The following is a 12238-nucleotide window of genomic DNA, read 5'->3' on the forward strand; positions in this document are numbered from 1 at the left end:
CTGCCGATCGTCTGCGCGCTTCGTATGACCTGGCCACTCCCCGAATGGGGTCGAATAGAAGCATAAGTTTCGTCGTGTCCAACCTAGCCATGGCGGTTCACGTCGCCGGTAGCGGGTCAGGTTCGGGTCCACTGTTGGTTGCTGCCGTTGCAGGACCACAGGACGATCTTCGTACCGTTGGTGGTGCCGGCGCCGTTGGCGGCCAGACACAGCCCGGACTGCACGCCGGTGATCGTGCCGTCGGAGTTGACGTTCCACTGCTGGTTGGCCTGGCCGTTGCAGTCCCAGATGAGGACGGCTGTGCCGTTGCTGGTGCCCTGGCCGTTGGCGTCCAGGCACTTGCTGCCGTACACCTGGAACTGCTTGCCCGTGGTGTACGTCCACTGCTGGTTGGCTTGACCGTTGCAGTCCCACAGGTTGAGCTGCGTGCCGTTGGTCTGGGACTGGCCCGGCACGTCCAGGCACCGGCCCGAGTTTCTGTTCACCAGGGTGGTCGTCGACCCGGGCGGATTCCCGGATCCGGGCACCACCGAGAGGTTGTCGAACTGCGCTGTCACGCCCTGTCCGGTGCCGAAGCCGACCTGCCCGGCTGCGAAGCTTGAGTCACTTGCTGTGCCCACGACGGCACCGTCGATGCTGGCGGTGATGGTGCTGCCGGAGAAGCCGAGGGCGAGGCTGTGCCAACGGTTGGTGCCCAGCGCCGCGACGTTGCCGCTGCGCAGCGTGCTGAGTTGTCCGCTCGTGTTGTTGCGCAGAATCGACCAGGCGCCGCCGTCGGTGACCCGCAGGAAGTACCCGTTGTAGTTGCCGATGGGATCCAGGTTCGTGCTGCCCACCCGGCCCTCCAGTTGGGCGTAGCCGGACTTCTCCAGCAGCGCGTCGGCGGAGACGGTGTAGTTGTTCCAGTTCAGGTTTCCGCCGTAGGTCGCGGGGTCGGCCAGGGTCTTCCAGGTGATCGGGGCCATCGGGGAGGATTGGCGCAGGCACATCCCGGCGCGGCCGCCGCCGCACGCGCTGGCCTCGAAGGCGCCCTGCATGTCCTGCAGGTACCTCGGAAGGCCGGCCGCCGGGTAGCTGTCGAAGTTGTCGCTGTAGGGCAGGTTCAGCGAGCCCTGGGCGGGGCTGGTGGCGGTGCCCCTACCCTGGCCGGTGGTCGTGGTGATGCTGTAGATGTAGCCGGGCTGGACGGTCAGGCTGAACCGGCCGCCCGACGGGGTGATGTCGGCGGTGTGCACGAAGAAGTCGGCCTGGTTGTTGGAGTTGAGGTTGGTCGCCCAGACGTGCACCTGGCCGGTGGACAGGCCGCCGGCGAGGGTGAAGTCCAGCTGCTGGGCAGCGGTGGCGTCCATGGTCTCGATGATCGTGCTGTAGTCGGAGTTGTTGGGGGACTTCAGCGAGACGTAGCTGCCGTTGTTGCGGCCACCGTTGATGTATCCACTGGACGAGTCCAGGTAGCGCCAGCCCGGGGCGGTGAACTGCGTGGTGTGCGCGAGCGCCCACGAGTCCTTGCCGACCGAGTACCAACCCGACCATGGCTGGTTGGCCAGGATCAGCCCGACGGTGGCCCACGGGAGGTTCGGGGTGATCGCGGCGATCAGGTCCCAGTTGAGGTAGGCGACCATCCGTCCGTCGATGTAGCCGCGGTTGATGCCCCGGGCGAGCGGCTTGGCGCCGTCGTTGTAGTCCTGAGATCCGCCCTCGCTGTCCCAGAGCGTCACGCCGGTGTTGGTGGCGGTCGACGAGACCGAGCAGGAGGTCTGCGCGCTGAGGTAGCCACAGGGGTAGTGGCCGGACAGCACGGCGATGGAGTTGCGCAGGGTGGCGTTGCTCGCGACCGCGTTGGCCGGGCCCCAGCTTCCGGGATAGTCGTCCCCGAAGATGATCTTTACCGCGCTGTAGCCGGCGTTGTTGAGCGCCTGACGCAGGCTGATGGTCCAGTTGGCGTCGGTGCGCTTCTCGTTCTGCGCGGCGGTGATGTAGTCCATGGTCAGGTTGTGCTGCTTGGCGCAGCCCAGCCAGGCCACGAAATAGTCAATCATGTCTTGGGACATGAAGTTGCCGTTGCCGATCCAGCCCGGAGCGCCCCACGGTAGCGCCGCCAACTTGATGTTGGGGTTGCGGGCCTTGGCCTGCTCCATGATCCACCACTCGTAGCCGCGGTTGCAGTTGAGGTCGCCGCGGAAGTGCTCGTGGCTGGGCTCGGCGCCGGAGGTGGAGTTGGTGTCGCCGCCCATCTCCACCTTGAGGATCTGCAGTGCGGCGCCGTATCCGGGCTTGAACAGGTAGTCCAGGATCTGCCCGCGCTGCGGCTCCGGATAGTCGATCAACAGCCGGCTGTTGCCGCCACCGCCGCTGACCGCGCCAACACCGTCGAAGGTCTTCCCCCCGGACCCGCCATTGATGGTGATGGCCGTGGCTGCCTGCGTCGGGCCGCTGGTCACTGTCAACAGGCCGGTGGCCGCGAGGAGGGAGCCGACTGCTACGACCGTAACCGATCGCAGGCGGCGAAGCGAGCGTTTCGTTCTTGGCATGAGGTCAGTTCCTCTCGCAGCGGATGCGGTCTGCGGGACACCGCCTGTCGCGACCCGGTCACCTGGGCCGGACCGGGGACAGGGTGCGGCACTGCCCGGAGATCCGTAGTTTGGCGGTTGACATTCATGTGATCGCTAACATTCGTGCAGAGCAATGGCCACCGGAATCGTTGACTACCGCTGGCCGAGGAGACCGCTCGTGCTGTTTTTGGGTTCGCCGAATCGATTCGACCGTAGCGAAGAGGCCGTTCTCATATATGTCAATGCATGATCGGGTGGCGGGGCATTCGCAAGCCGACCTCGGCAATGCCGTGTTCGGGTAAGGATCCGGCCATGGCCCTGTGCGATCACCTGCGGAAGCTCCACTGCTGGTTCGTGCCGCCGTGGCACGACCAGAGAATGATCTTGGTGCTGCTGGCCGTCCCCGCCCCGTTGGCGTCGAGGCACAGGCCGGACTGCACGCCGGTGATGGTGCCGTTGGCGTTGACGTTCCACTGTTGGTTGGTTTGACCGTGGCAGTCCCAGATGATCACCTGAGTGCCGTTGCTGGTGCCGTTGCCGTTCGCGTCAAGGCACTTGTTGCCGTACACCTGCAGCGTCTTGTTGGAGGTGTAGGTCCAGCGCTGCCGGTCGGCGCTCTGGCAGTCTGCCAGCTGCACCTGGGCCCCGTTGGCAGTGGAACTGTTCGGCACCTCGATGCACCGGCCCGACTGGCTGCCGACGATCTGGCCGGCGCCCGGCTGTGGGTTGCCGCCGCCCGGAGGCGCGTAGCCGGCGGCGACGATGTTGGCCTGGACGGCTTCCTCCGTTGCGTTCGACGGGTAGCCGGTGGTCATCACCCCTTCGTAGAAGGTGCCGGCGCCGGAGACGCTGTTGTCGCCGCCGATGCCGAGCAGGATCGCGCCCTGCTTCTTCATCGGGTTGTAGCCGTTGGGTCGTCGCCCGTCGAACATGGTTGACAGGCTGCCCGCTTGTGCGTCGCCGCCTCGGATGGACCAGTGGTTGGGCTCGCCCTTGACGATGGCGGTGACGAAGCGGTGGTTGATCGCGGGGTCGGGGTTGTAGCCGGAGTTGACGCCGGACCACAGCCCGAACTCGAGGTCCCCCATGATCCACGGGCCGGAGCCGTCGCCCCACCCCCACTGCCGGTCCGCACCGAAGTAGACGGTCTCCATGATGGCCGGACCGTCGGCGCTGTTGGTGGTCTGGGCGTTGCCGTAGTCGAAGCAGCACCAGTTGTTGTAGTGCACGCCGTCGACCACGGCGTATATACCCTCGGGCTGGTCGCCGGTGGCGATGCCGTTGGTCTTGTTGTTGCGGTAGCCGGTGCCCGGCGCGATGAAGACGCCATACGCCTTCTGGCCGCCGATGCTGACCGGGGCGGCCTTCGCGTCGGCGAGGTTGTCCCAACCGCCGGGTTGCGGGCCCTTCCACGTGCCGGGAGGCGCTTGGGTCAGGTGGTTTCCCCGGCCGGACTGGTCGTAGATGATGCTGATGAGGCAGGTGGTGTTGGCGCAGAACGAGTCCTGGGCGTCGGCGTTTGCCACACCACCCGGGCTGAGCACGCCGATGTCACGAGTGGTGTTGTCCGAGGAGCGCCGAACCTGATACAGGGAACCGTTGTATGCGCCGTACAGGGCACGGGTGGTGCTGTGCGCCGCCACGCACGGTGTGCCGCCGGAGGCGTAGATGTCACACGGCCCGGAGATCGCGGCGTGGACCTCAGGCGCGCCCGACACGACACCGAATCCGATGCTGACGATGAAGGCGAGTGGCGGCGCCGCAGCGGCCAGGAGTCGGCCGAGTCGTTGCTTCACTCTTGATCACATCCCTTCGTTGCCCGGAATCAGGACGGCAGGCCGCTGGGCGGGTGTTCAAGAGTTGCGGACGAGTCGCCACCGGTTGTCGGCCGTCCCGTTGTCCGAGTCCTGGACGGCGAAGGCGCCGTTGGCGGTGGAGTTGTTCTGGATGGCCAGGAGCTTGCCGCTGTTGACGTTGCGGATCTTGTACGTTCCGTCGCCCTGGTCGAGCAGGGTCCACCGGTGGTCGGCGGTGCCGTTGTCGGCCCATTGCAGGACAGCGGCGTTGTCGGCGGTGGACATGTTCTGCACGCCGAGCACTTTGCCGCTGTTGACGTTGCGGAACCGCACCGCACTCCCGTCGCTGATCATCTCCCAGTTGTGGTCGGCGGTGCCGTTGTCGGTCCACTGCAACGCCAGGCCGCCGTCGGCGGTGGACATGTTCTGGACGCCCAGCACGAGGCCGCTGCCGGCATTGACCAGCCGGTAGCTGCCGCCTGCGGGTCCCTGGCCATTGGCGGCCCAATAGACGGTGTAGTTGTAGCCCTGCGCGTCATAGAACGGGCCGAGGTTGACCGGCGAGCCGTTGGCGGTGGCGGTGAAGGCCAGCGCGCTGCTCGAGGTGCGGGTGACCGAGGAGATGGTCAGCGCGGGCAGCGACGACAGCGTGCTGTTGCCGTAGTTGCCGGCGAGGACCGTCGGGCCGTAGGTGAGGGCGACGACGTTGGCGTTGTCGTTGGTGGCGCGGGCGACCACCTGCATGGGCAGCCGGACCGTGACCGTGTCGCCGGACGACCACGAGCGGGTGATCGTCGCGTAGCCGCCGGGGGTGGTGGTGACGCTCTGGGCAACGCCGTTGACGCTGATCGTGGCACCGTTGGCCCAGCCGGGGATGCGGATGCGGATCGACCACGGGTCGCTGACGCTGCCGGTGATCTGCAGGGTCGTGGTGTCGCTGACCGGGTAGGAGGTGGTCTGGGTGACCCTGATCCCGCGCTGGCTCCAGTTCAGCACCGAGGGCATGAACAGGTTCACGGTCAGCGTGGTGCCGTTGTAGAAGTAGATCGAGTCCATCAGCTTGGTGTTGACCTCGATGCCCGTGCCCTGGCAGCACCAGAAGCTGTTGTAGTCGGTGCTCCAGGTGCCGCCGCCCCAGGCCGGGCCGACGCCGCGCCGGCCGCCGGGGTTGAGCGGCGTGAAGTAGGTGATGTGCCCGTGGGCGTCGGCCGGGTTCTGCGCGCCGATGACGTGGTTGAGCAGCGCCTGTTCGTAGAAGTCGAAGTAGGCGGCGTTGTCGGGGTTGAGCAGCCACAGTTCCCGGGTCAGCTTGAGCATGTTGTAGGAGTTGCAGTGCTCGCACGTGTCCTTGGCCAGGTAGCCGGCGATCGCGTTGGGCGCGTGGAAGTGCTCGGCCTGGCTGTTGCCGCCGATCACGTAGGTGTGAGCGTTGACGGTGAAGTTCCAGGCGTTGACTGCGATGTCGCGGTAGCGCGTGGTGCCAGTGGCCTTGTACTCGCGGGCCGCGCCGACCCACTTGGGGATGTTCGTGTTGGCGTGCTGCCCGTTGAGCTGGTCCTGGTTGGACGCCAGCGGGTTGAACGCGGCGGCGTGGTCGAACCGCTGGGCGGTCGTCAGCCAACGGGCGTCACCGGTCTGCTGGTAGATGTCGGTCAGCACCGCGTTCATCCCGCCGAACTCGGTGCCCAGCACGGTCTGCATCTGGGCGTAGCTGAGCCGGCCGGTGCGCCAGTCGACCCAGCCGGCGAGCCGCAGCAACACGTCGCGGGCCTGGGTGCTGCCCACGTATCGCCATACATCCAGCAGGCCTGCCAGCGTCTTGTGGATGCAGTAGTACGACACGCTGACCGCGCGGCCGGCCTCCAGAGCGGTGAAGTCGGACTCCGGAAAGCCGGACAGGTATCCGGTGTTGAACCCGGCGACACCGTTGTTGGCCTGACACTTCGCCAGCTCGGCGACCATGGAGTTGGCCTTGTCCCGGCACGTCGTGTCGCCGAGCACGGCGTAGGCCTGAGCCCAAGCGGACAGGAAATGGCCCTGCACGTGGGTGCGGAACGGGAAGTCCGTGGCATCCCAGCCGCCGTTTGCCATAGCACCGTTCGTGGGTAACCGGTGGTTGGCCCGGAAGTTGTACAGCAACCGGTCGACGTCGACGAACCGCAGGTACGACAACGTGCGGTTCTGGTTGTCCAACCACCGGCTCGCCGTCAACTGCACCTGCCCCAGGTCGAACGCGTACGCCGACACGCCGATGTCAGCGCGGACCGGCGCCACCGACGCCTCCGCACGGCGAACGTCCACGACGCCGGTCGCCGCGGCGACGCCGGCCACAATGCCGGCCCCGGTCGCCTGCAACAACCGACGCCGACTGAAGGGCACAGATGACACTTCGACCTCCCGAAAGGCACGCGCATCGGCGCCGCGCCCCCGCACCGCCATCGCGGATCGCAGTGCGTTAGCGCTAACATCGGCCTGCCGGAACGGCCGGGCGGCTCTGCGCAGCCGCCGACAGACACTGGAGTGTGATGAAGATGCCAAATCGGCGGACATCACACAACTACCAAATGCCGACGGTGCGGCCCGCAAGATGATCGAATGGCCCCGATGTCCAGGTCAGCGGCGTCGCCGGCGGTCAGAGCAGCCTTCTCGGCGCACCGCGCCGGAGTGAAACTTTCAACGCCACCTCCACTCGGGATGAGTTGTCCTTGCCTCGACCAACATCGATGCGTCGCTGCCCGAGCGCACCTTCGCCTTCGACGAGTTCGGTCCCCTGTGCATTCGTCCGACCGCCGGGACGGGCTGGGCGCCGCAGGGCCGGCCGGACCGGCTGCCGGCCACCTACCACCGCACCCACGGCGTGAGGTACTTCCACGGCTGCTACTCCGTCGGCGACGATCTGCTGTGGGGCGTCAACCATCGACGCAAGGGCATCGATCACACCTGGGCCGCGTTGCGTTCGATCCGGGCGGCCCGCCCGGACGGCGCCCCGATCTATGTGATCCTGGACAACCTGTCGGCGCACAGGAACTGGCGCATCCGCGCCTGGGCCGAGAAGCACAAGGTCAGGCTGCTGTTCACGCCGACCTACGCCTCCTGGGCCAATCCGATCGAGGCGCACTTCGGCCCGTTGCGCCAGTTCACCTTGGGCAACTCCGACCATCCCCACCACACCGTGCAGACCCGCGCGCTGCACGCCTACCTGCGGAACAACCGGCCGTCCTCGGACACCCCGTGCTGTTCGATGTGGCGAAGCAGGATCTCGACGAGTTCGGGCGGGATCGGCACCGGCGTGTCTCTTTCACATCGCGATGCTTCAGGCCCCGCTCGTCATGGCTCTCGCCCGAGTCGGTGTAGCGCCTGAGGCTCTCTGGCCGGGTCTTCTCCAGCGTGAGCAGGCCCCACCCCTCGGCCTGGGGGCCGGTCCCGAACGGCGGCGGGACACCGGGCCGGGCGCCGCACGCCTGCCCCGCCGTACCGATCGAGCGCACCGGCCGGGGTTGCCGAGCCGCCGCACAACTGGAGCCCTTACGATCGCCACGGCCTGGTCGCTCGCCGTATGTGCTTGGGGGCGATCGACGATCCGTGCTTCGTTCCTCAGCACGGCTCACCGCGAATCTTGGTGCTGTCCGCAGTCGGTACTGAAGAGCTTGGCCCCTCCAACGAGCGATGAAGAGCTGTCCCCTGGGGTGTCACCACGACGCGACCGGGCGGCGGAGTACTCCGTGGCGTTGTTGCGATCTAGGTGCCAGTGAGGGCGCGCGTGACGGCGACGTCTTGGTCGGTGGTGCATTCCCATGGGACTCCGTACCGGCGGCTGCGGGGCTCATCGCAGACGGTCGCGCCGTTGCTCAATTGTTCCCAGGTGGCGGGTCGCCAGTATGCCTTGTCGTTGTGAAGAAGGGTTTCCGCGATGTGGTCGGGGTCTGGACTGCTGGTCAATTCGGAAAGTGCCGCAGCGACGGTCGGGACGGCGGTGTCGGGCAGGTCAGCGTCACCGAGGGCGGGCAGGAGGATGAGCAACCGGCTGGCAGCGTCCATCCGTGTTCTGTCACCAGCAGCGGGCGGATGGTTGGCGATGGTGAGGAGCTCAGGCCAGGACATGCCTGGGCCAACGAAGTCTGCGGCGACTGCGGCGAGACCGAGATCGTGGGGCAAGTCGGGGTACGTCAGGACATAGTCCAGGCCCATGTCGCCATCCAGGTTCCGGTAGATGACGTGGATGTTGCCGGTGCTCCGTAGTGGAACAGTGAAGACAGGCCAATGGTTGTGATCGAACATCTGATTCTCGAGTTCTTCGGCGTAGGCGATGTCCACGCCGAATGCTTCCTCGATGTCAGTGAGCCCGATTACCCCGATCTGCAGGACATGGAGGGCCCAGAACACCGGATCGTCCAGGAAGACGGGAGCCATCGACGAGAGGGCAGTCCTCGAATCCAGTGAGCAGCATGCCGAGGATCCTTGCAGCTCAGGTCTGCAGCCAGCAATCGGACCCGGTCACCGTCCTCCGGAGAGGATCGCTCATGTACCCGTGCTGTACCCCAGCCACGGCGGGAGACACGGAGGATCAGTGGGGCACCAGCGGGAAGGCGTTCGCTGCGCTTGGTTCGGCGAGCTGAACAAGATCGACGTACGCCTATGCGGGCAGGTGGTCCATGGTGCTTTCTGGGAGCCACCTCGGGAGCCACACGCGCGGATGATCAAGAACTGAGGTGAACGGATACGAACGCCCGGACACCTCGGGACCAGCTCGGCGAACGCGCCCGCACGGCTGTGTAGATCGTTTGGGGACCTTGTAAATAGAAGGTTCCGCGCACCCTGATCCGTAGCGAACGAAGCAAGTTGCGGCCGGCGGATACCTCGAGACGCACGAAGCGACAAGTACCGAGTACGGGATCAAGATCCGGCATATAGGTGGAATGGCTGGGACCCATCACGAGACCATCTGTCGTGAGGCGCAGGCCAGGCGACCTACCAGGCGACAAGATCACTTCCACTCCTCATCCGTGGGTCGTGGGTTCAAGTCCCACCCGCCCTACTCTTCAATACCGCGTTCGACCTGGGGCCGGTACTGGACTACACCGCGGCGTCGCTGAGCGAGCGTCGGCCCGGATGAGAAGCCGCAGGCGGCGCAGGACGTCGCGGGGCAGCGGTGCCAGGAGGGCGGCGAGGAAGGCCCGGTCCTCCGGGGCGAACCTCAACGGCCGACGTCGCGCGGGCCTCGCCGTCGTGGGGCTGCCCGGCGTTTCGGGCGCGGCCGGTCCTGATGCCCCCGGGTGTGGCCGGGGGCCGAAAGCGGTCAGTGGCGCTGGCGGAGTTCTTCGTTGATGCGCAGCGCGTCGGCGAGCTGGTCTTCCAAGATGATGATGCGGCAGGCCGCTTCCAGCTGGGTGCCGGCGTCGACGAGTTCGCGGGCGCGGGCGGCCAGGCGCAGCTGGTAGCGGGAGAAGCGGCGGTGCCCGCCCTCGCTGCGTAGCGGCTCGATCAGCTTGGCGGCGCCGAGGCTGCGCAGGAACGCCGGGGTGACGCCGAGAATCTCGGCGGCCCGGCCCATGCTGTAGGCGGGATAGTCCTCGTCATCGAGCCGCTGCCCGAGGCTGCCGGCCGCTTCGACCGCCTGGACCGGGTGATCGGCTGGCTGAGCGCCGGTGGGGCGGGGCCGCTCCCGCCTGGAGGCGGAAATCATTGCCTGAGGTGTTTGATCCATTCAACCTTCCCGAATGCGAACAGGGGCCCCGGCGGCATGATGCGCCGGGGCCCAGAGGTTAACACCATCGACCGGCCCTGCCTGCTTGCTGCAGGGGCGGTTCACTTATGCCGCACCAGCCGCCCGATGCGGAGGTGCGGGGATCGCGTAAGCGTGACCGTAGACCACCGTCCTGTTCGTGGAGCTGCGGTACCCGTGCGGCGACATGCGGCCGGCGACGGGCGATCCTGATGGCGTTCAACACTCCCTTCCAGTTATCCGTACCTCGGCACCCCGACCGCTGGCGCCGACTTCCTGCAAGCGGCAGCGCGTCCACCGCCCCGGCCCTCTTGCTCAACCACACTGGCCGCGGCAGTCCGACCTTCTGCCCATTACCTCGTTCTGTACTGCTGTGTTCTGTACTGCTGTCCACGTCCGTCCGGGCAGCCCCATCGTGGTGCTCGTGCTGCGCTGCCCTCGTGGATCCGTCCCTTGCGATGTCAGGAACTCTAGCCGCCCGCAGCGCGAATGTCTACCGTGGCGACTACAGATTTCCTTTCGCTTTTGAGGTAAGAACCCGCCGCCATGCCACGTGGTCGATGCGAAAGCGGGCAGAGCCGGGGGTGAGGCGATGGCGATGGCCGAGCACGACCAGAACCACGACGGGGCGCGGCTCCTGGGCTGCCCCGATCTTCGTCGGCTTGATCGCGCCGGATTGATGATCCTTGATCTCCATGACCGACGGTTCTCCGATGGCCGGGGCCTTGATGCTCGGGTCAGACCCTTCTTCTCGCCCGGTCCATCCGAGGCGCCTCAACGTCGTTCAGCAACTTGCATCCATTCATAGATGGAGCTAACATGCGAACCAAGTTGGAGGTTCTTCTCGGAGAGCTCGCGAAGGGAGCTGGACATGCTGCTCACATCCCTCGACCCGTTCATCCAGGAGTTCGAGCGCCAGTTCGACCAGCTGGCCCGCCGGACCTTCGGCACCGGCACGGGCGCCCTCATGCCGATGGACGGTCTGCGCCGCGACGACGACGTGCTACTGACGTTCGACCTGCCCGGCATCGACCCCGAGTCCATCGAGGTCACCGTCGACCGCGGAGTGCTGAGCGTCAGCGCTCGCCGCGAGGAGGAGATCCCCGAGGGCGAGCGGGTCTTCGTCCGCGAACGCCCCATGGGCACCTTCACCCGCCGCGTCTACCTGTCGGAGTACCTCGACAGCGACAAGATCGACGCTGGGTACGCCAACGGCGTGCTGAAGGTCCGCATCCCCGTGCTCGAGCGGGCCAAGCCCCGCAAGGTCGAGATCCAGCAGGGCGACGTCAAGGCCATCCGGGCCTGATACGCACGTCCATGGCAAGGGCGGGTGCCGACGGGCCCGCCCTTGCCATTCGAGAGGAGGTCCGGATGGCCGGCATGCCGTTCGACGACGAGCACGCCCCGCTGTACTCCCTGGGCCAGGTCGCGGAGATGCTGCATGTGCAGCAGGCCTTCCTGCGCCGGCTCGACCAGCACGACGTGGTCAGCCCGCACCGCTCCCCCGGCGGGCAGCGCCGCTACTCCCGCCACGACATCGGGCTGCTGCAGCACGTCACCACGATGACCGGCCAGGGAATGACGCTCAACGCCATCCGCCGCATCCTCGAACTGGAGCAGGAAGTCCGCGAACTGCGTGCCGCCCTGAAGCGACTTACCTAGGAAGGAGGCACCTGCCATGATCGAGACCGCTCCGGCGATCGCATCTCCGGTCGCAGGCGGAGACCGGCCGGTGGTCGGCTCCTACGACACCTGCGAACAGGCCCGTGAGGCGGTCGCCTTCCTGGCCGACAACGGTATTCCGGCGCACCGGGTGGGCATCGTCGGTAAGAACCTGCGCCTGATGGAGAACGTTCTGGGCCGGATGACCACTCCCCGTGCGGCGGGCATGGGCGCTGCGCTCGGCGCCTTGTTTGGCCTGCCTTCCAGCCTGATGGTCCTACTGGTCGCGGGCCCGTGGGCGGCGCTGCTGGCGGGGATGGCCTTCGGCGCGCTGCTCGGCGCCGCCTTCGGCGTAACCGCGTGCTGGGCCGCGCGCGGCCGAGGCGACCTGTTGATCGACCAGTCGCTGGTAGCCGCCCGCTACGCTGTCGTGGCCGACGTGGCCATCGCCGACGACGCGCGCAACCTCTTGATCAAGCACGGCTGGCGCACCGGCTGAGCCGGCA

At 66.8% G+C, this 12238-nt stretch carries 9 protein-coding genes and 1 pseudogene; 4 read left to right on the forward strand and 6 right to left on the reverse strand.

Annotated elements, in window-relative coordinates; genetic code table 11:
- Positions 1-116 precede the first annotated feature (116 nt).
- The 3 genes from ABD830_RS07150 to ABD830_RS07160 all read right to left on the reverse strand — a co-directional run bounded on the left by ABD830_RS07150 (position 117) and on the right by ABD830_RS07160 (position 6706).
- Entirely contained in the window at positions 117-2441 is a 2325-nt protein-coding gene (locus ABD830_RS07150) for an RICIN domain-containing protein (protein ID WP_344985631.1), read from the reverse strand.
- A gap of 437 nt (positions 2442-2878) precedes the next feature.
- Complete coding sequence (locus tag ABD830_RS07155) at positions 2879-4348, reverse strand: arabinofuranosidase catalytic domain-containing protein (protein ID WP_344985632.1); 1470 nt, start codon at positions 4346-4348, stop codon at positions 2879-2881.
- 57 nt (positions 4349-4405) lie between these two features.
- Positions 4406-6706 carry a beta-L-arabinofuranosidase domain-containing protein gene (locus ABD830_RS07160; RefSeq protein ID WP_344985633.1) on the reverse strand — a complete coding sequence of 767 codons (2301 nt, stop codon included), beginning with the start codon at positions 6704-6706 and terminating at the stop codon, positions 4406-4408.
- A gap of 379 nt (positions 6707-7085) precedes the next feature.
- Between ABD830_RS07160 and ABD830_RS07165 the strand changes: the two are divergent.
- Positions 7086-7580, forward strand: a pseudogene (locus tag ABD830_RS07165) (transposase); the annotation flags it as partial.
- Positions 7581-8086: 506 nt separating this feature from the next.
- Here ABD830_RS07165 and ABD830_RS07170 read toward each other — a convergent pair.
- The 3 genes from ABD830_RS07170 to ABD830_RS07180 form a co-directional block, all read right to left on the reverse strand.
- Complete coding sequence (locus tag ABD830_RS07170) at positions 8087-8758, reverse strand: hypothetical protein (protein ID WP_344985635.1); 672 nt, start codon at positions 8756-8758, stop codon at positions 8087-8089.
- Positions 8759-9644: 886 nt separating this feature from the next.
- Complete coding sequence (locus ABD830_RS07175) at positions 9645-10031, reverse strand: MerR family transcriptional regulator (RefSeq protein WP_344985636.1); 387 nt, start codon at positions 10029-10031, stop codon at positions 9645-9647.
- A gap of 544 nt (positions 10032-10575) precedes the next feature.
- Entirely contained in the window at positions 10576-10767 is a 192-nt protein-coding gene (locus ABD830_RS07180) for a hypothetical protein (protein ID WP_344985637.1), read from the reverse strand.
- 174 nt (positions 10768-10941) lie between these two features.
- Between ABD830_RS07180 and ABD830_RS07185 the strand changes: the two genes are divergently transcribed.
- The 3 genes from ABD830_RS07185 to ABD830_RS07195 all read left to right on the forward strand — a co-directional run bounded on the left by ABD830_RS07185 (position 10942) and on the right by ABD830_RS07195 (position 12231).
- The gene (locus ABD830_RS07185) at positions 10942-11376 is read left to right on the forward strand and encodes an Hsp20/alpha crystallin family protein (RefSeq protein ID WP_344985638.1); all 435 of its coding nucleotides are present in this window, start codon (positions 10942-10944) and stop codon (positions 11374-11376) included.
- Positions 11377-11441: 65 nt separating this feature from the next.
- On the forward strand, positions 11442-11732 hold the full coding sequence (locus tag ABD830_RS07190; RefSeq protein WP_344985639.1) for a MerR family transcriptional regulator: 291 nt from the start codon (positions 11442-11444) through the stop codon (positions 11730-11732).
- A 16-nt stretch (positions 11733-11748) separates the two neighbouring features.
- Positions 11749-12231, forward strand: a complete 483-nt coding sequence (locus ABD830_RS07195; protein ID WP_344985640.1) for a general stress protein — start codon at positions 11749-11751, stop codon at positions 12229-12231.
- The last annotated feature ends 7 nt before the right edge of the window (positions 12232-12238 follow it).

This window comes from Nonomuraea helvata, assembly GCF_039535785.1.
Classification (GTDB): domain Bacteria; phylum Actinomycetota; class Actinomycetes; order Streptosporangiales; family Streptosporangiaceae; genus Nonomuraea; species Nonomuraea helvata.